This is a genomic window from Micromonospora sp. DT53 (assembly GCF_049841535.1).
Taxonomy (GTDB): Bacteria; Actinomycetota; Actinomycetes; order Mycobacteriales; family Micromonosporaceae; genus Micromonospora.
Window position 1 is genome coordinate 426,753 of the sequence record NZ_JBNCKM010000004.1, and the last position, 18,516, is coordinate 445,268.

The window sequence follows — 18,516 nt, forward strand, 5'->3', positions numbered from 1 at the left end:
TGACCGATTCCGATGCTCCAGGTGTAGGCGGACTGATCCTGGGCAACAACGGTCACCATGGGTGGTGGGGACCGAAACGGCGCGCAGTTGCTCGATGAGCGGTACCGGCTGATCGAGCAGCTCGGCGCGGGTGGGATGTCGGTGGTCTGGCGTGGCTACGACGAGGTGCTCGGCCGCCAGGTCGCGGTGAAGGTGCTGGCCTCCCGGCTGGCCAGCGACCGGGCCTTCCGCCACCGCATCCGGATCGAGGCGCAGGCCGCCGCGCGGCTGTGCCACCCCAACATCACGAACGTGTACGACTACGGCGAGTCCGAGCAGGTCGGGCTGACCGTGCCGTACGTGGTGATGGAGCTGGTCGACGGCGCGTCGCTGGCCAGCCGGTTGGGCCGGGAGAGCCGGCTGCCGTGGCGGGAGGCGGTGACCATCGGCGCCGAGGTCAGCTCGGCGCTGGCCACTGCGCACGCCCGCGGTGTGGTGCACCGCGACGTCACCCCGGGCAACGTCATGCTCACCTCGACCGGGGTCAAGGTTGTCGACTTCGGCATCTCCGCGCTCGTCGGGGAGAGCGAGAAGGGGCCGGACGGCGCGCTGTTGGGCACTCCCGCGTACCTCGCCCCGGAACGGCTGGACAACGGCCAGGTCTCCCCGGCCACCGACGTGTACGCGGTGGGGCTGCTGCTCTATCGGATGCTCACCGGCCGACTGCCCTGGCTGGCCAGCACGACCACCCAGATGCTGCGCGCTCACATGTACAACGACCCGGAGCCGATGCCCACCGTCCCGGGGCTGCCCGACGGGGTGGCCGAGTTGGTCGGGCGCTGCCTGGCCAAGCGGCCCGCCGACCGACCGGCCACCGCCGAGCTGACCCGGACGCTCGCCGACGCGGCCGGCATGCTCGCGGCGGTGCCGGTCTCCCCGGCCGCCGGGCCCCTCGACGCGGCCATGCTCGGCAGTGCGCGCACCACGATCCTGCCCTGGTCGGCGGCGACCGACGCGTTGCCGTTGTCGCGGACCCGTGGCCGGGATCGTCGGACGCGGCAACGAGTGACCCGGCGTCGGCGGGTGGAGGCCGGCGTGGCCGCCGTCGGGCTGATCGCGGTCACCGGGGCGATGTGGGGGTTCACCTCACGCAGCCCGGCCAGTGGCGGGGACCGGCCGACGACCGAGGCTCGGATGGGCCTGCCGGCGGCGGCGCCCTGCGAGGTGGCGTACGCCCTGCGCACCGACTCCGGCACCGAGTTCGCCGCCGAGCTGACCCTGACCAACACCGGTGGCCGTGAGCTGCGGGACTGGACGATGAGCTTCACCTTCCCCGGGCAGCAGAAGGTGACGAAGGCGGAGCCCGCGCCGGTGCACCAGCAGGGGAGCACGGTGCTGATCCGGCCGACGGCCCAGCGCACCACGCTGGCCCCTGGTGGGGCCGAGAAGGTGACCCTCACGGGCAAGTACAGCGGGGCGAACCCGTTGCCTGTCGAGTTCCGGCTCGGCGAGGCGACCTGCGGGGTTCGGGTGTCCGGGGTCGCCGGGAGTGCGCCGTCCACGGCCCCGCCGAGCAAGGCCGCCACGACGAAGGCTCCGCCCAAGGCCGCGAAGGTGCGCAGCGGCTCCGGTTCGGGCGGCGGTGCGCCGAAGGCCAAGCAGCCGAAGCCTCCCAAGGGTCCGGTGAAGGCCAAGGCCGCGGGTGGTGGTCCGGGAAAAGCGGGAAGGTGACCAAGGGCAAGGGGCCGGGTGGTCACCGGAAGAAGTGAACAGGCCACACCGAGGCCGGTCGGCGTGCGGCGGGTCAGCGCATGCCCGCGAACCGCTGCACCTGGTCGATCCCACCCTCGACGATGAGCACCCCACCCTGCGGAAGTGCCGTGTCGTCGGCCGTGTACCGGAAGCGTTCGCCTGGCAGCTTGGCGCCGACCACGCGTACCCCGTAACGCTCCTCCGGTTTCAGGTCGAGCAGGGTGCGCCCGACCAGGGATTCCGGCACCCGGACGGTGGCGATGGCGAAGTCGTCGTCGAACTCGATGAAGTCGAGCAACCGGCTCACGATCAGGTGGGCGAGCCGATCCCCCGTCTCCGCCTCCGGAAAGATCACGTGGTGGGCGCCCACCGACGCCAGGATCTTGGCGTGCTTCTGCGAGGTGGCCCGCGCCCAGATCTGGGGTACGCCCAGCTCGACCAGCGCCAATACGGTGAGCACGCTCGCCTCCACCGAGGCCCCGATGGCCACCACCGCCCGTTCGAAGCTGGTGACGCCCAGCTGCCGCAGCGCCCCCTCCTCGGTCGAGTCGGCCTGAACCACCCGCTCGAGCTGCGCCGACCAGCGCTGCACCTTCGCCGGACTGCGGTCGATGGCCAACACCTCGCGGTTCATCCGGGTCAGCGACCCGGCCAGGTGGCAACCGAATCGACCCAGCCCGATCACCACGATGCCGCCGCTGTCCGCCCGTCTAGCCGACACCTCGGCCCTCCCTGCTTCCAAAGGTGTGTCTCCGAAGCGCTGGCCGGCCGAGACTTCCGAAACACGCCCTAGCCGACAATGGGTTGCTCCTGGGGATAGCGGTAGAGCCGGCGGCGGGTGTTCAGGGCGATCGCCGACCCCAGGGTGAGCGTCCCGACCCGGCCGATGAACATGAGTACGGTCAGTGCGAGTTGGCCGCCGGCCGGCAGTTCGGCGGCCAGGCCGATGGTCAGACCGGTGGTGCTGAACGCCGAGGTGATCTCGAACAGGGCAGCGACGAAGCGGACGCCCTCGGTGAGCAGCAGCAACGCCATGGTTCCGGCCATCACCAACGCGACGCTGAGCAGCGCCACGGTGACCGCCTGCCGCTGGCTGGCGGTGGCCACCCGCCGGTGCCCGATCGTCACGTCCGGCTCACCCCGCAACTCGGCCCAGATGGTGAACGCCAGCAGGAAGAACGTGGAGACCTTGATTCCACCCGCCGTGCTGGCACTGCCGCCGCCGATGAACATCAGCACGATCAGCAGGGGGTAGCTCTCCTCCTGAAGGTCGGTGATGTCCAGGACGCTGAAGCCGCCGGTGCGGCTCAGGGCGATCTGGGTGAACGACGCGAGGAGCTTGCCCGGTACGTCGTACTGGCCGATCGTGCCCGCGTTGGTCCACTCGGCGGCGAGCAGGCCGACGAAGCCAACTGCCAGCAGCACCGCGCTGCCCCAGATGGTCAACTTCGTCGCCACCGCCCAGTGCGCCGGCTGACGCCACTCGCGGACCGCCTCGAACAACGCGGGAAACCCCAGACCGCCGATGATCGCGCCGATCGCCAGGGGCAGCGACACCCACGGGTCACGGCTGAAGGCCAGCAGGCCGTCGGTGTAGAGCGCGAAGCCACCGTTGTTGAACGCCTGCACGGCGTGGAAGACGCCCGACCAGAGGGCCCGCCCGAAGGGGTAGTCGTAGGTCAGCCAGAGCCGACCGGTGACCAGCACGGTCATCACCGCCTCGCAGGCGAAGACGGTGAGCACGATCCGCCGGAGCAACCGGCCCACCTCGCCGATGCCGAACTCCGCGGTCTCGGCCTGCACCAGCAACCGGTTGCGCAGCCCGAGCTGGCTGGAGACCACCAGGATGACCAACGCCGCGACGGTGAGGATGCCGAGGCCGCCGAGTTGGGTGAGCAGGGTGATCACCAGCAGTCCCCAGCCGGACCAGTAGTTCGGCGTGTCGGTGATCGCCATGCCGGTGACCGACACGGCCGAGGTGGCGGTGAAGAGGGCGGTGACCACGGGAGGACGTTCGTGTTCGGCGGTCGCCCAGCGCGCCAAGAGCAACCCGGTGCCGAACAGGATCGGCACCAGGAACGCGAACGGCACCAGCCGCACGGGATTGCGGAAAAACCGGCGCACCAGACAATCTTCCTGGCCGCCCGCGACCGTGGAGTGGGAACGGGCATTCCGGAGATTCATCTGCCGGTCAGCCATCGACCAACTCCTGGCAAATCGCGGGCGGTCTGCTTACCCGGACCACCGATGACAGGAGACGGCGTTGCGACGTACCCTCTCGACCCTCGGCGTGGCCGGCGCTCTGCTCGCTGCCGCCGTGGCCCTGCCGACAATGGCCGTGGCCGAACCGGCCGCGAACGCCAACCGCTCCCGGGCCGACGACCGACCAATCGTGATCGGTCACCGTGGCGCCAGCGGCTACCGGCCGGAGCACACGCTGGAGGCGTACCGGTTGGCGATCCGGATGGGTGCCGACTACATCGAGCCGGACCTGGTCTCCACCTTCGACGGCGTGCTGGTCGCCCGGCACGAGAACGAGATCTCCGGCACCACCGACGTGTCGACCCGCCCCGAGTTCGCGGCCCGGAAGGCGACGAAGACCATCGACGGCGTCGCGGTGACCGGCTGGTTCACCGAGGACTTCACCCTCGCCGAGCTGAAGACCCTGCGGGCCAAGGAGCGGCTGCCGCAGGTACGCGTGGCGAACACCGCCTTCGACGGTCGCTTCGAGGTGCCCACCCTCCAGGAGGTCATCGACCTGGCCCGGACCGAGGGGCGGGCACGGGGCCGCACCATCGGCATCTACCCGGAGACCAAGCACCCGAGCTACTTCGCCTCGATCAATCTGCCGTTGGAGGAGCCGCTGCTCCGGGCGCTGCGGCAGAACAAGCTGGACCGGAAGAACTCGCCGGTCTTCATCCAGTCGTTCGAGACGGCCAACCTGCGTCGCCTGAGCCGGCTGACCGACGTGAAGCTCGTCCAACTACTCGACGCGACAGGTCGCCCCTACGACTTCACCGTCGCCGGTGACGCGCGCACCTACCAGGACCTGGCCACGCCGGCCGGGCTGAAGTGGATCGCCGGGTACGCCGACGGCATCGGCGTGAACAAGAATCTGATCATCCCCCGGAACGCCGCCGGCGCCCTGCTCGAACCGACCAGCGTGGTACGCGACGCGCACCGGGAGCACCTGCTCGTGCACTCCTGGACGTTCCGCGCCGAGAACCAGTTCCTCCCGGTCGACTTCCGGATCGGCACCGACCCGAACGCGCGCGGCGACATCACCGCCGAGTACGAACTCTTCCTCGGCCTGGGCCTCGACGGTGTCTTCAGCGACCACCCGGACACCGCGGTCGCCGCCCGCGCCGGCCTTGCCACGCGCTGACACCCATCCGCGCTTCGGCGGGTGTCCCCGCCCCGGTTGACCTCGGCTCGGAGCGGATCCGCTCCGAGCCGACCGCCGGGCCGATCACGCCCGGCCCAGACGCTGGCCCGTCGTCCGCCACCCGGACGGCGGGCCAGCGGCACATCCGACCTCGCCCTCCCGGGCACCCGGCGTTACCTAAACAGACGCTTTGGAGCTGATGCCGTAAACGAATCTGGCACCCACGCCCGCCGCTACCTGCGTCCACCCTCCACCGAAACCGGGCGCTCGGTCCTGCGTCGAAACGGCCTTGAGGCAGCAACTTCGGGGAAGTTGCTGCCTCGATGCGAGTTGAGGCAGCCATATCAGGGTTGTTGTGACGATCTTCGACCGCCCCGACGCGTCGACCCGCACAATTTCCGCAGAGGTCCGGATCGGTCTGTCAGGGAGTGTTGGTGGCATGTGCCTATGCCGACGCAAGGCCAGCGGCAGCGTAGACAGCGAAGATGGCGGGCCGACACGCCCCGCAACCCTTCCCATGCGTACGGTTGTTCGACAGTATTGGCCCGTCGAGTGGAAGGAGGGCGCATGGCGGACAAAAGCGCCATCGAGTGGACGGAAGCAACCTGGAATCCCACCACCGGTTGTGACCGCATCTCGTCGGGCTGCGACAACTGCTACGCGATGACTCTGGCCAAGCGGCTCAAGGCGATGGGCTCGATCAAGTACCAGACGGACGGAGACCCGCGCACCTCTGGCCCGGGTTTCGGCGTCGCCCTGCACCCTGATGCCCTCGATATTCCTCGTCGCTGGCGTGACCCACGGACCGTCTTCGTCAACTCCATGTCGGATCTGTTCCACGCTCGGGTTCCTCTCACCTATGTGCAACAGGTGTTCGCCGTCATGCGCGAGACCCCGAGGCACACCTTCCAGGTGCTCACCAAGCGCGCCTCAAGGCTGGCGAAGGTCGCCCATCAGATCGACTGGCCAGCGAACGTCTGGATGGGCGTGAGCGTCGAAGACCACACTCAGCGGGAGCGGGTCGCCCAGCTCCGCGAGGTGCCGGCTGCGGTACGGTTCATATCGGCTGAGCCGCTGCTGGGGCCACTGGTCGACTTGGATCTCGACGGCATCGACTGGCTGATCGCGGGGGGCGAGTCGGGGCAGGGCTGCCGCCCGATGGAGCCGGCGTGGGCGCGCGACCTCCGGGATCAGTGCGCGGCTGCGGGCACCGCGTTCTTCTTCAAGCAGTGGGGCGGGCGTACGCCGAAGGTTGGCGGCCGGCACCTCGACGGTCGGACCTGGGACGAGATGCCGGCCCCGCGCCTACTCGTGCAGGCATAAGGGCTGCCGCGAGTGCGGCGCCGGCTCAAGGTCGCCAGAGGACTTCCTTCCAGAAGTCACCCGTGCCGGGGCTGCTGATCCGGCCCTGCCGATGCAGCGACTTGACGGCCTGTCGTACATGTGGTGCCCATGCATGCCCGAGCACGTCACCGTAGATCTCCGGCACGAGATCGACGATCTTGATCGTAGAGTTTTGTTCGAGCAGCTTGATGATGTTCCGCTCGATCGCACCTGACCAGCGAGGGGCGTTCTCGGCCTTGTACTGCTCGGCGTCGAAGACGGGACCGTCGCCGAACAACGTCTCCGCCACGTGGTCGCCCCGGCGGATCTGTTCCCGGACCCACGCCTCCTCCCATTCGACGCCAGCTTTTCCCAGGGTGTCGGCGAAATGCCAGGCACCCTCGCCATGGGTGGTGAACAGGGCAAGGACGTACTTCGGCGCGAGACCAGGGCGTGGCCGCACCGGCATCTGCACCGCCTGGTAGTCGGACCCCTGGGTGAGATCTCGGGCGTACCTGTCCGCAACCCGGAGCGCGACGTCCGTGGCGCGCTGGTCATCGCCCGCATCCGACACCTCGGCGAAATAACTGCGCCACCAGCCGCCACCCAGGAACCGATCCAATCGCGTGGCGGTCCTCCGGTCGCTCTCCGACAGCCCACCCGATCGATTCTCGGCGACGTGAACGGCACGTCCCATCCGAGCCACGGTGGAGACGCTGAAATGCAGCAGCACTTCGGTCGGCGGCCAGCTCGGGCGCCCGAGCAGCCGCGTCTGGATCAGATCGAAGTCGAGCGCGGGACCGAAGGGATCGAGAAAGGCGAAGAGCGAGGCACCCTTGGCTCGGGCCAGCACCTCGGGCAAGTGCTGGTCGAGGGTGCCCTGGCGAAGTTCACGCCGCACTGCCCCACCCTTGTCGTGGAGCACCTGCTCCAGGTTCGCGTAGCTGTCCGGATCCTGCTCGACGAAGAACGCGAGCACGTCGCGGAAGCCTTGGACGAACTCGGCGCACCGGGACAACAGCAGTGGAGATCCGGGCTCGCCGCCGTCGTACTCGCCTCTGCCGGCGTAGCCGTCGAGGAAGACGATCGGGTTCCCCTGCCCCGTCTTGGAGGCGAACACCACGGGATAGCGCTTGAGGATGCCGTGCTTCAGCACGGCCGCAGCCTTCTTCGACCGAAAAAATTCGTCGTTGCTGGACAACGGTCCTCCCCGCGTCGCTCACTTTTGGTCATGAGAAGGTAGCGCTGCGTTGCAGGGCTCGCTGGCCGCAAGAGGTCTGCTCGGAGGGGATTCGTCTGGTGGCAACGCTTGATGAGCAGCACCTATGGCCGTCTGGCGGTTGATCGTCGCGCGGCCCGCAGTCCATGATCTGACACCGGCTCAGCCCTGAGGCGGAATTTCGGCGCGGGAACCCTCGTCGTCGGTGGGCGCGGTGGCGGAGCGTTATCGGGCAGGTCGTTCGGCCACGTAGGTGCCCCGGCCCGGCTGGCCGGTGATCAGCTCACGGTCGTGCGCGTTGCGGCTGGCCCAGGCGGTTACCCGGGCACTGGTCTTCCTGCCCGACATGGACGGCGGCGGCGTTACCGTCTCGGCGGAGGACGCGCAGGGCGTACGCCACTGGGTATTCCGCGACCGGTTGCTCGGCGGTGGCCGGCGCTGCCGGCGGCCCGCCGGCCACGACGGTGACTGTCCACCGACCACCTCGCGGCGCGGCGGCGGGTGACCATCGGTGGCGGGTGCCGACACAGCGGCCGCCGGCGCGGTAGGGACGGTGCCCATCTGCTACCCGGACTTCAGACCGGAGCTACCCGGGTTTGTAACCTCTGGCCACCTCAATCCTGTTACTTGTGTGTTTCCGCCACATAGCTCGTGGGTGACGTCACTTCTAGCGTGAGCCGTCACGAAGAAGTTCTCTCCCTCCGAGTCCTCATGTGGAGTCGCAATGACGGTCCGGACGACGCGGCGGGTGTTCCTCTCCGCCGCCACGATGATGGCCGCGGCGCTGGCCGCCACGGCCTGTGGCAGCCCGCAGGACACCGCCACCGGCGGCGGCGACAGCGCCGCGCCGGTCAAGGTCGGCCTGGTGTACTCCCAGTCGGGAGCCCTGGCCAGTTACGGAAAGCAGTACATCGAGGGGTTCAAGGCGGGGCTGGACTTCGCCACCAAGGGCACCGGCAAGGTCGGTGACCGGAAGATCGAACTGACCGAGGTCGACGATGCGGGCGACCCGGCCAAGGCGGTCTCCGCGGCGAAGGACCTGATCGGCAAGGGTACGAAGATCATCGCCGGCTCCACCGCCTCCGGCGTGGCGCTCCAGGTCGCCCCGATCGCGGCGCAGAACAAGGTCCTGTTCATCTCCGGCCCGGCCGCCACCGACGCGGTCACCGGCGCGAACAAGTACACGTTCCGCTCCGGCCGCCAGTCCTACCAGGACGTGGTGACCGCCAAGTCGTTCATCGGTGACCCGGCCGGAAAGAAGGTAGTGGTCTTCGCCCAGGACGGCGCGTTCGGCGACGCCAACGAGGCGGCCGTCAAGGCGGTCATCGGTGCCGCGGGCGCGACCGTGAGCAGTGTCCGGGCCCCGGCCAGTGCCACCGAGTTCACCCCGTTCGCCAGCCAGATCAAGACCGCCAAGCCGGACCTGCTCTTCGTGGCGTGGGCGGGCACGACCGCCCCGGCCATGTGGCAGACCCTCGACCAGCAGGGCGTGCTCTCGTCCACCACCGTCGTCACCGGCCTGGACATCCGCGCCTCGTGGCCGACCTTCGGTGCGGCCGGCGCGAAGATCTCCTTCCTGTCGCACTACTTCGACGGCGCCAGCGACACCGAGGCCAGCAAGGCGCTGAAGGCCAAGGTCAACACCATCGACCTGTTCCACCCGGACGGTTTCGCCGCCGCGCAGATGGTGGTCCGCGCCGCCCAGGACGGTGGGGACGACGTCGACAAGATGGTCACCGCGCTGGAGGGCTGGAGCTTCGACGGGGTCAAGGGCAAGATGACCATCCGGGCCGCCGACCACGCGCTGCTGCAGCCGATGTTCCAGGCGAAGCTGACCGGCAGCGGCACCGCGTTCACCGCGACCGCGCAGAAGAGCCTCACCGGTGACGAGACCGCGCCGCCGGCCGTGGCCATGAAGGGCTGACCATGCTCGCCACCCGCGGTCTGACCTGGCGGATCGGTGAGGTCGCCATCGTCGACAGCGTCTACCTCGATCTGGCGCCCGGGGAGTTCCTGGGCGTCATCGGGCCGAACGGCGCCGGCAAGACCTCACTGTTCAACCTGATCACCGGCCTGCGCCGGGCCACCGAGGGCCGGATCGTCCTGGACGGGCAGGACATCGGGGCGCTGCCGCCGCACCGGCGGGCCCGCCTCGGCCTGGGCCGTACCTTCCAGGCGTCCTCGGTCTTCGGCTCGCTCAGCGTGCGGGAGAACGTCCGGCTCGCCGTGCAGGCGCACCGTGGGGGTTCGATGGCGCTGTGGCGGCGGGCGGCGGCCGACCGGGAGGTCGCCGCCGCCGCCGACGCGGCGCTCGACCGGGTCGGCCTCGCCCACCGGGGTACGGCCCTCGCCGGCACCCTGGCCCACGGCGAGAAGCGCAAGCTGGAGATCGCCCTGCTGCTCGCCGGTGAACCGCGGGTGATGCTGCTGGACGAGCCGATGGCCGGGGTCAGCGCCGAGGACGTACCGGAACTGGTCGCCGTCATCAAGTCGTTGACCGGCGACAGCGGCCGGGCGGTGCTGATGGTCGAACACCACATGGACGTCATCCTGGAGTTGGCCGACCGCATCGCCGTCATGCACCACGGCGCGCTGCTGGCCTGCGACACCCCGGAGACGGTGATGGCCAACCCCACCGTGCAAGAGGCCTACCTGGGGGAGGCGCTATGACCGAGCCGATCCTCACCGTGGAGGAACTGTCGGTCCGGATCTCCGGGCTGCACATCCTCCAAGGCGTGTCCTTCACGGTCGCCCCGACCGGCGTGACAGTCCTGCTCGGTCGCAACGGCGTCGGCAAGACCACCACGCTGCGCGCGATCGTCGGCCTCACCCCGCCCGCCGGGGAGGTCCGCGGCACCATCCGGATGGGCGCGCAGAGCCTGCTGGCCCGGCCGACGCACCGGCTGGTCCGGGGCGGGCTCGGCTACGTGCCCGAGGACCGCTGCGTGTTCGCCGGGCTCACCGTCGCCGAGAACCTGCGGCTCGCCGAGCGGCGCGGCACCACTCCGGCGTACGACAAGGTCTTCGCGCTCTTTCCGGAGCTGGACCGGCGCGGACGGCAACGGGCCGGTTCGCTGTCCGGCGGGCAGCAGCAGATGCTCGCCATCGGGCGGGTGCTGCTCAACGACAACCGGCTGCTGCTGGTCGACGAGCCGACCAAGGGGTTGGCGCCGAAGGTGGTGACCGAGGTGGCCGAGGTGTTGGAACGGGTCGCGGAGTCGGTGCCGGTGCTGCTCGTCGAGCAGAACCTGGCCGTCGTACGCCGACTGGCCCGCGACGCGGTGGTGCTGGCCGCCGGCAAGGTGGCCTGGACCGGCGACGCCCATGAGCTGCTGGTGGAGACCGCGTTGACGAAGTCGCTGCTGGGTGTGGGCTCCGCGGAGGTGTCTCACTGATGGGCACCGTGATTCTGTTGGCGTTGACCGGGCTGGGCCTGGCGGCGTTGTACTTCCTGGTCGCCTCCGGCCTGTCCCTGGTCTTCGGTCTGGCCGACGTGCTCAACTTCGCGCACGGGCTGTTCCTCGGCGTCGGCGCCTACGGCACCTGGTGGGCGGCCGGCAACCTGCCGGGCGCCGGCCCGGACGGGTTCGGCTTCGTGTTCGCCGTCGCCTTCGGGGTGGCCGCCGGCACGCTTGTGGCGATCCTGGTCGAGCTGGTGCTGATCCGCCCGCTCTACTCCCGCACCATCGAACAGGTGCTGGTCACCGTCGGGCTGTCGCTGGCCGGGGTGGCGTTGCTCCAGGCCACCTGGGGTGCGGACGCCCGGCCATTTCCGCGCCCGGACTGGACCCGGGAGGTGACCGGGATCCTCGGCGCGCAGGTGCCCAACGGGGGCCTGTTGCTGATCGTCGCGGCGGTGCTGGTGCTTGGTGCGATCCTGTCGTTCCTGCGCTGGACCCGGTACGGCCTGGTGATCCGGGCCGGGGTGGAGAACCGGGAGATGGTCACCGCGCTGGGCATCGACGTCCGCAAGGCGTTCACCCTGGTCTTCGCGATCGGTGGGGCGGCCGCCGCGCTCGCCGGCGCGCTCGGCGGGGTCTACTTCGGCACCGTCTCGCCCGGGCAGGGCGGCTCGCTGCTGATCTTCGCGTTCATCGTGGTGGTGATCGGCGGCATGGGCTCGGTGGTCGGCTCCGCGTACGCGGCGGTCGTGGTCGGGCTCGTGCAGCAGTTCGTCAACTACTACGGCACGTCCGGGCTGGGCGACATCTGCGTGGTCGGGCTGCTGGCCGTGGTGCTGCTGCTGCGCCCGCAGGGCATCGCCGGAAAGGTGGCAACGGCATGACGGTGATCGACGCGCCTCGCGCGCAGGTGCCCGACGAACTGAGTCCGCGGCGGGGGCGGTGGCACCGGATCCGCCCGTTCCTGCCGCTTGTGGCGCTTGCCGTGTTGGCGATCCTGCCGTACTCGACGATCTCCCTGCCGGGGATCTTCGAGGGGCCGGTCAACTCACCCGGCACCCTGCAGTTGCTCGCCATCTGCCTGATCTTCGGCGGGTTGGCGGCCGGGTACGACCTGCTCTTCGGCCGGACCGGGATGCTCTCCTTCGGGCACGCGCTGTACTTCGCCGCCGGTGTCTACGGCACCGACATCCTGGTCACCCGGGCCGGTCTGCCGCTGTGGCAGGCGGCGCTGCTGACCATCACCGGCGGCACGATCCTCGCGGCGCTGCTCGGCGCGGTGGCGCTGCGGACCGTGGGCATCGCGTTCGCCATGGTCACGTTGGCGTTCGCCCAGGTGGGCGCGATCCTGGTGGCACGGGACTTCGGCGGGCTCACCGGTGGCGAGGAGGGCCTGCCGCTGGACGTGTCCGGGTTGCCCGCCGGGCTGGTCGGGGTGACCAACACGGTCAACCTGTACTGGTTGGCGCTGGCGTACCTGACCCTTGTGGTGTTCGTGGTGCACCGGGTGAGCGGGTCGCCGACCGGGCGGGTGCTCGCCGGGCTGCGCGACGACGAGCGGCGGATCGGCGTGCTCGGGCTGGACCCGTACCGCTACAAGCTTGTGGCGTTCACCCTGGCCGGCGGGTTGGCGTCGGCGGGCGGGGTGGTCTACGTCCTGATCGTCGGCGGCGCGTCGCCGCACATCACGTCCTCCGAGCTGACCCTGTCGCTGCTGGTCATGGTGGTGCTCGGCGGGCCGGGCACCCGCTGGGGTCCGGTGCTCGGCGGTGTCCTCTACATGTACCTGGACCACCGGCTCACCGCCTTCGGCACGAGCGACGGGGTGGACAACCTGCCGGCCATTCTGAGCCGTCCGCTGAGCCAGCCGCTGTTTGTCCTGGGCACGGTCTTCATCCTGGCCGTCTACTTCTTCCCAGGAGGCCTAACCAGCCTGGCCCCCCGCCTATCCCACCTAACCCGAACCCTCCGCCCCCACCGCTAAGACCCCCCACCCCCAACCCTCACCCCCGTCGATCATGAAGTTGTTGCCACGACACGCCGTGCCGGATGGCGATAACTTCATGATCGACGGGGTGGGGGTTGGGTGGGGGAGGTGGGGGGAGGCGCGGCTCCCCGTGTGGCCGCGACTCCCCGGTGGTCAGCTGTTGAGCATGTCGTAGGCCACCTTTGGCGCCTTCTGTGCCGCGCTTCCGGTCGGCGCGGCGAGCTTCGGCGCCTTGCCGTACTCGGCGTACTTCACCAGGTACGTCCAGGCCTTCGCCTTGCCGGCGGCGGGGATGGCCAGGGTGAGCGAGGCGAGGTTGCCGTCGGGGCCGACGACGGCCGTGAACGGCACCTGCCCGGCCGCCGCACCCAGGGCCGCCACCTCCTCCTCGCCGACGGCCTCGCCGGCCTGACCCTTGGTCAGGTCGACCACACCTGTGTACGTCTGGCCGTCCTTCGCCTCGACCGAGGTGGCGGCCTCGATGATCGGGCCGGCGTTGCCGACGTCAGCCCCCTCGTACGTCGGTGCGGTCTCCCGGTCGGTCAGCTTGGCGCGGTCCAGTTCCATCCAGCGGTTCGGCAGCTTCGGTAGCCCGGTCAGCCCCTCGGTGCCGGTGAACTTGACCTTCAGCCACAGCTGCTCCTTCACCAGGAGGAACGACATCCGGGTGGTGAAGCCGTGCTCCGGGTCCTTGTACGCGGCAGTGAGGTCCATGCCCTTCGCGGCCGGGTCCACCACACCCGAGATGTCCGAGCTGGAGTCCTTCCCGGTGAACCGGAACGCTCCCTCGGTGCCGTCCGGCACCGCGGCGAGCAGCGCCTCCTTCGGCGTGGGGGTTGGGCTCGGGCTGCCGCCAGCGGCGGGACCGGATCCGTCCGGGCCGCAGCCGGCCAGCAGCGTGGTCGCGGCGATGACGCCAACCAGGGTGCTGACGGTCCGCCGGATGGTGCCGGTGTGGCCGGTTCCGTTCGTCATCACAGAATCTCTTTCCTTGACGGTGCTTGGCTTGTGCCGGGAGAGATGCTGCCGGGCGGTACGGCGGAACCACTGCCGATATGCTGCGGTCCGACGGCGGTGCACTCACGGGGCGCCGGCAGTGGGGTGTCAGGAGCGGAAACTCGCATGTCAGGTGAGCTGCGCTTCGAGGTTCTCGGGCCCCAGCGGGCCTGGCACGGCGACCGTGATCTCGACCTGGGGCCCGGCAAGCAACGGGCCGTGCTGGCCGTGCTCCTGCTCTCCGGTGGCCGTCCGGTCACCACCACGCAGATCGTGGACGCCGTGTGGCCCGAGGAGCCGCCGGCCAACGGTGCGAACGTGGTGCAGAAATATGTCGCTGGGCTGCGTCGGGTGCTGGAGCCCGAGCGCACTCCGCGTAGCCCTGGTCAGGTGCTGACGCTCACCGACGCCGGTTACCAGCTCCGGGTCGGGCCGGACGCGGTCGACGCCATCAGGTTCGAGCGGGGGATCCGCCGGGCCGAGCGGCTCCGCGCGGAGGGCCGGGCGGCCGAGGCGGTGGCCGAGCTGAAGACCACACTGGAGTTGTGGCAGGGCGAGCCGTTCAGCGGCTTCGCCGGGCCGTTCTTCGACTCCGCCCGCCAGCGTTGGCTGGAGTTGCGGGCCACCGCGCTGGAGAGCTGGGCAGACCTGGAGCTACGCCTGGGCCGGCACGGGGAGATGGTCGGTGAGCTGCGCGAGTTGACCGCCGAGTTTCCACTGCGGGAGCGGCTGCGACACCAGTTGATGCTGGCACTGCATCGCAGCGGGCGGCAGGCGGAGGCGCTGGCCGAGTACCGGGACTTTCGCGGCCTGTTGCGCGACGAGTACGGCATCGAGCCGGGTGACGCGCTCCAGGACCTGCACCGCCGCGTGCTGCGGGCCGATCCGGCGCTACTGCCGCCCACTGCCGTGTCACTGCCGTCGACGATCGTCGAACCGGCCAGGCCCAGCTCCGGACCACCGGCCCCCGCCGAGCTGCCCGCCGCGCCGCCCGCCGCGCCGCCCGCCGCACCGCCCGCCGCCGGGCCACCAGCCGGGTCGCCGACGACAGTTCCGGCGCGACCGGATGATCCGTCGACCAGAGCACTGCCAGCGGAAGCTGCGGTCGTGCCGCCGCAGGCCGGCCCACCACCCGTCAGCTCGCCGCCGCTGTCGACCCACGCTCCGGAGCCGTTCCCGATGTACGGGCCCCCGCCGAACCTGTCGACCCTGATTGGCGCGCCGCCGTCCCCGAACGGTGCAAAGCGCGTCAGGACACCGCCGCCGCGCTGGGCGAGCAGGGCTGCCACGATCGTCGGTACGGCACTCGTCCTGCTCTCCGCCGGCTGCCTCACCTGGGCCGTGATCCTCGCGTACGCGGTCTGGCGGCGTAGCTGGCGTCTCGCCGTCGCCGGCGTCGGCTACCTGGCCCTGATCACCGTCGAGGTGAACCTGCTCAACATGGAGGACCCGGAGGCCGAGGTCCCGGGCGTCACCGCGTTCTCCTTCTTCGGCCTGGCGTTGATCACCTGGATCGTCGGGGCGGTGCACGTGATCCTGCTCAGTCGAGGTCTCTGGGCGGCGATCACCGGGAGTCAGCGGGTGAACCCGGCCGATCAGGTCGACGTCGAGCGGCGCGTCCGTCGGGAGCACGCCCGTTACCTGCTGTACCACTACCCGGCGGCGCGCGGCGAGCTGCGCCTCGGCCGACCCGACCTGGCCCGGAGCTTCGACGACGGTGGCCTGATCGATGTCAACGCCGTCCCGGAGCAGGTGCTCGCCACGCTGCCCGGCCTCACCGAGCACCAGTGCCGCCAGATCGTGGTGGACCGTTGGATGCGCGGCCCGTACGCCTCGATGGAAGAGTTCGCGGGCCGTTGTCTGCTGCCTCCGGACACCACCGAACCCCTCCGTGAGCTGCTGATCTTCCTGCCTCCGACGTCGGTGCCCGTCGCGGAGCAGCCGCCACCTGCCGGATCGTGACCGGAACCTCCCGCGCGGACCGGGGCGTAGGCGCTCGGCGCTGGTAGAAATGCCGGGTGGAGTCGGACGAGCGGGCAGCGGTACGGGAGCGGGCCGAGGCGGTGCTGCGCCGGCTTGCCGGTGACCACGCCCGGCTGCGCGAGGATCAGTGGCGTGCCATCGAGGCGCTTGTCGTCGATCGGCGGCGGGTGCTGTGCGTCCAGCGGACCGGTTGGGGCAAGTCAGCTGTCTACTTCGTGGCCACCGCCCTGCTCCGGGACCGCGAACAGGGCCACCAGGCCGGGCCGACAGTCATCGTCTCGCCGCTGCTGGCGTTGATGCGCAACCAGGTCGAGGCCGCCGCGCGGGCCGGCATCCGGGCCCGCACGATCAACTCGGCCAACCTCGACGAGTGGGACGAGATCACCGCCGAGATCCAGACCGGCGCCGTCGACGTGCTGCTGATCAGCCCGGAACGGCTCAACAACCCGGACTTCCGCGACGGGGTACTGCCGAAGTTGGCCGCCACCACCGGCCTGCTGGTGGTCGACGAGGCGCACTGCGTCTCCGACTGGGGGCACGACTTCCGGCCGGACTACCGGCGGCTGCGGACGTTCCTCGCCGAGCTGCCCGAGCGCACCCCCGTGCTGGCGACCACCGCAACCGCCAACGCCCGGGTCACCCAGGACGTCGCCGAGCAACTGGGCGACGCCCTCATCCTGCGCGGCACCCTGGACCGCGAGTCGCTGCGCCTCGGAGTGCTCGACCTGCCCAGCCCGGCGCACCGGCTGGCCTGGCTCGCCGACCACCTGGACCAGCTGCCCGGCTCGGGCATCGTCTACACGCTGACCGTGGCGGCAGCGGGGGAGACGGCCGAGTTCCTGCGCTCCCGGGGCTACCCGGTCGCCTCGTACAGCGGGCAGTCCGACGACGCCGACCGGCGGGCCGCCGAGCAGGACCTGCTCGACAACAAGATCAAGGCGTTGGTCGCCACCAGCGCCCTCGGCATGGGCTTCGACAAGCCCGACCTGGGCTTCGTCGTCCACCTCGGCGCACCGCCCTCGCCGATCGCGTACTACCAGCAGGTCGGCCGCGCCGGCCGCGCCGTCGAGCACGCCGAGGTGCTGCTGCTGCCCGGCGTGGAGGACGCCGCGATCTGGCGCTACTTCGCCTCGCTGGCGTTCCCACCGGAGCAGCAGGTCCGGGCCGTGCTGGCCGCCCTGCACACCGACCGCCCGCTCTCCACCCAGGCCCTCGAACCCCTCGTCGACCTGCGCCGGGCCCGGCTGGAACTGATGCTCAAGGTGCTCGACGTGGACGGCGCGGTCCGCCGGGTGCGCGGTGGTTGGCTCGCCACCGGCGAGCCGTGGGTCTACGACGAGGCCCGGTTGCGCCGCGTCGCCGAGGCGCGCACCGTCGAACAACAGGCCATGCGGGAGTACGCGACCACGTCCGACTGCCGGATGCGGTATCTACGGGAACGCCTGGACGACACCGCGGCGGCCGACTGCGGCCGGTGCGACAGGTGCGCCGACCCACTCTTCGCCGCCGACGTGTCGACGTCCGCGCTCGCCGCCGCGCAGACCTTCCTGGGCCGACCCGGCGTGGAGATCGCGCCGAAGAAGCTCTGGCCGACCGGGCTCGACGCGGTCGGCGTACCCCTCAAGGGCCGGATCGCCCCCGCGGACCAGGCGCTGCCGGGCCGGGCCGTCGGGCGCCTCTCCGACCTGGGCTGGGGTGGCCGGCTGCGTGATCTCGTCGGCCCGGAAGCACCGGACGCGCCGGTGCCCGACGACGTCGCCGCTGCGGTCGTGGAGGTGCTGAAGGCGTGGGCGCACGGCGACAACCCGTGGCCCAGACGACCGGTGGCGGTGGTCGCGGTCGGTTCCCGGCGGCGGCCCCGGCTGCTCGGCTCGCTCGCCGAGCGGATCGCCGCCGTGGGCCGGCTGCCGCTGCTCGGCGAGGTCACCGCGGCCGGCCCCGGCGGGCCAGCCGGGCCGCGCGGCAACAGCGCCCAACGGGTACGCGCGCTGCACGACACCTTCACCGTGTCGACCGACCTGGCCGACGCGCTGGCCGGGCTGGACGGGCCGGTGCTGCTCGTCGACGACCTGATCGACTCGGGCTGGACCATGACGCTGGTGACCCGGGCACTTCGCCGGGCCGGCGCGACCGACGTGCTCCCGCTCGCCCTCGCCGTGGCCGGCTGACGCCCTGCGTCCGGGGCCGGTCCTCGGCGCTGCACGGGTCCGCGCCGTCGTCCGTGCTCGGTCGGGGCGTTGCTCGTTTCGCGTCGGTGTCCGTGCTCGGTCGGGGCGTTGCTCGGTCCGCGTCGGTGTTCGTGCTCTCTGCCTGGTTGTGGGCCTCGCCGGGATCGCCCAGGTCGGGGTGCTGCCCAGCGCTGCGGGGCGGTCTGCGTCGGTCGGGTGGGAAAGTTCCCGGGCGGCGTCGAGTGCGACAGTCGCCACGCCGTCCGGGCGTCGGCCTGACCCGGCCGGACGCGGCGGTACCGTGGGCGGCATGACCGACCAGC

The 18,516-nt window shown here is 70.7% G+C and carries 15 protein-coding genes; 11 read left to right on the forward strand and 4 right to left on the reverse strand.

Annotation, left to right across the window (positions count from 1 at the left end):
- Nucleotides 1–57: 57 nt before the first annotated feature.
- On the forward strand, nt 58–1,710 hold the full coding sequence (locus ACLQ3B_RS16205) for a protein kinase domain-containing protein (protein ID WP_425781502.1): 1,653 nt from the start codon (nt 58–60) through the stop codon (nt 1,708–1,710).
- A gap of 73 nt (nt 1,711–1,783) precedes the next feature.
- Here the strand turns inward: ACLQ3B_RS16205 and ACLQ3B_RS16210 are convergent, their stop codons facing one another.
- On the reverse strand, nt 1,784–2,452 hold the full coding sequence (locus ACLQ3B_RS16210; RefSeq protein WP_425781504.1) for a potassium channel family protein: 669 nt from the start codon (nt 2,450–2,452) through the stop codon (nt 1,784–1,786).
- A gap of 68 nt (nt 2,453–2,520) precedes the next feature.
- Nucleotides 2,521–3,855 (reverse strand): TrkH family potassium uptake protein, encoded by a 1,335-nt coding sequence (locus ACLQ3B_RS16215; protein WP_425781506.1) that lies wholly within the window; start codon nt 3,853–3,855, stop codon nt 2,521–2,523.
- A 139-nt stretch (nt 3,856–3,994) separates the two neighbouring features.
- Between ACLQ3B_RS16215 and ACLQ3B_RS16220 the strand changes: the two genes are divergently transcribed.
- Together ACLQ3B_RS16220 and ACLQ3B_RS16225 are read left to right on the forward strand one after the other, a co-directional pair.
- Entirely contained in the window at nt 3,995–5,116 is a 1,122-nt protein-coding gene (locus ACLQ3B_RS16220) for a glycerophosphodiester phosphodiesterase (RefSeq protein WP_425781508.1), read from the forward strand.
- Nucleotides 5,117–5,683: 567 nt separating this feature from the next.
- Entirely contained in the window at nt 5,684–6,439 is a 756-nt protein-coding gene (locus ACLQ3B_RS16225; protein ID WP_425781510.1) for a DUF5131 family protein, read from the forward strand.
- 25 nt (nt 6,440–6,464) lie between these two features.
- Here ACLQ3B_RS16225 and tcmP read toward each other — a convergent pair whose 3' ends face one another.
- Nucleotides 6,465–7,640: a three-Cys-motif partner protein TcmP gene (gene tcmP / locus ACLQ3B_RS16230; RefSeq protein WP_425781511.1), complete on the reverse strand. Its 1,176-nt coding sequence runs from the start codon at nt 7,638–7,640 to the stop codon at nt 6,465–6,467.
- Between the two features lie 292 nt (nt 7,641–7,932).
- Here tcmP and ACLQ3B_RS16235 point away from each other — a divergent pair, with 292 nt between their 5' ends.
- From ACLQ3B_RS16235 to ACLQ3B_RS16260, 6 genes are all read left to right on the forward strand, one after another.
- Nucleotides 7,933–8,163, forward strand: a complete 231-nt coding sequence (locus ACLQ3B_RS16235; protein WP_425781513.1) for a hypothetical protein — start codon at nt 7,933–7,935, stop codon at nt 8,161–8,163.
- A gap of 219 nt (nt 8,164–8,382) precedes the next feature.
- Nucleotides 8,383–9,582, forward strand: a complete 1,200-nt coding sequence (locus ACLQ3B_RS16240) for a substrate-binding domain-containing protein (protein ID WP_425781515.1) — start codon at nt 8,383–8,385, stop codon at nt 9,580–9,582.
- A gap of 2 nt (nt 9,583–9,584) precedes the next feature.
- On the forward strand, nt 9,585–10,328 hold the full coding sequence (locus ACLQ3B_RS16245; RefSeq protein WP_425781517.1) for an ABC transporter ATP-binding protein: 744 nt from the start codon (nt 9,585–9,587) through the stop codon (nt 10,326–10,328).
- Entirely contained in the window at nt 10,325–11,053 is a 729-nt protein-coding gene (locus ACLQ3B_RS16250; RefSeq protein WP_425781519.1) for an ABC transporter ATP-binding protein, read from the forward strand. Before ACLQ3B_RS16245 ends, ACLQ3B_RS16250 begins: the two co-directional genes overlap by 4 nt.
- Nucleotides 11,053–11,943: a branched-chain amino acid ABC transporter permease gene (locus ACLQ3B_RS16255; RefSeq protein WP_425781521.1), complete on the forward strand. Its 891-nt coding sequence runs from the start codon at nt 11,053–11,055 to the stop codon at nt 11,941–11,943. The genes ACLQ3B_RS16250 and ACLQ3B_RS16255 overlap by 1 nt, the downstream gene beginning before the upstream one ends.
- Nucleotides 11,940–13,043 carry a branched-chain amino acid ABC transporter permease gene (locus ACLQ3B_RS16260; RefSeq protein WP_425781523.1) on the forward strand — a complete coding sequence of 368 codons (1,104 nt, stop codon included), beginning with the start codon at nt 11,940–11,942 and terminating at the stop codon, nt 13,041–13,043. The genes ACLQ3B_RS16255 and ACLQ3B_RS16260 overlap by 4 nt, the downstream gene beginning before the upstream one ends.
- A gap of 156 nt (nt 13,044–13,199) precedes the next feature.
- Here the strand turns inward: ACLQ3B_RS16260 and ACLQ3B_RS16265 are convergent, their stop codons facing one another.
- Nucleotides 13,200–14,021 (reverse strand): hypothetical protein, encoded by an 822-nt coding sequence (locus tag ACLQ3B_RS16265; RefSeq protein ID WP_425781525.1) that lies wholly within the window; start codon nt 14,019–14,021, stop codon nt 13,200–13,202.
- A 147-nt stretch (nt 14,022–14,168) separates the two neighbouring features.
- Here ACLQ3B_RS16265 and ACLQ3B_RS16270 point away from each other — a divergent pair, with 147 nt between their 5' ends.
- Together ACLQ3B_RS16270 and ACLQ3B_RS16275 are read left to right on the forward strand one after the other, a co-directional pair.
- Complete coding sequence (locus ACLQ3B_RS16270) at nt 14,169–16,004, forward strand: BTAD domain-containing putative transcriptional regulator (protein ID WP_425781527.1); 1,836 nt, start codon at nt 14,169–14,171, stop codon at nt 16,002–16,004.
- Between the two features lie 56 nt (nt 16,005–16,060).
- Nucleotides 16,061–18,193, forward strand: a complete 2,133-nt coding sequence (locus ACLQ3B_RS16275; RefSeq protein ID WP_425781529.1) for a DEAD/DEAH box helicase — start codon at nt 16,061–16,063, stop codon at nt 18,191–18,193.
- Nucleotides 18,194–18,516: the final 323 nt, after the last annotated feature.

Coding starts and splice junctions, on each gene's coding strand:
- ACLQ3B_RS16225 (WP_425781510.1), top strand. CDS start 5,684: ATGGCGGACAAAAGCGCCATCGAGTGGACGGAAGCAACCTGGAATCCC.
- ACLQ3B_RS16240 (WP_425781515.1), top strand. CDS start 8,383: ATGACGGTCCGGACGACGCGGCGGGTGTTCCTCTCCGCCGCCACGATG.
- ACLQ3B_RS16245 (WP_425781517.1), top strand. CDS start 9,585: ATGCTCGCCACCCGCGGTCTGACCTGGCGGATCGGTGAGGTCGCCATC.
- ACLQ3B_RS16205 (WP_425781502.1), top strand. CDS start 58: ATGGGTGGTGGGGACCGAAACGGCGCGCAGTTGCTCGATGAGCGGTAC.
- ACLQ3B_RS16265 (WP_425781525.1), bottom strand. CDS start 14,021: ATGACGAACGGAACCGGCCACACCGGCACCATCCGGCGGACCGTCAGC.
- ACLQ3B_RS16260 (WP_425781523.1), top strand. CDS start 11,940: ATGACGGTGATCGACGCGCCTCGCGCGCAGGTGCCCGACGAACTGAGT.
- ACLQ3B_RS16250 (WP_425781519.1), top strand. CDS start 10,325: ATGACCGAGCCGATCCTCACCGTGGAGGAACTGTCGGTCCGGATCTCC.
- ACLQ3B_RS16270 (WP_425781527.1), top strand. CDS start 14,169: ATGTCAGGTGAGCTGCGCTTCGAGGTTCTCGGGCCCCAGCGGGCCTGG.
- ACLQ3B_RS16255 (WP_425781521.1), top strand. CDS start 11,053: ATGGGCACCGTGATTCTGTTGGCGTTGACCGGGCTGGGCCTGGCGGCG.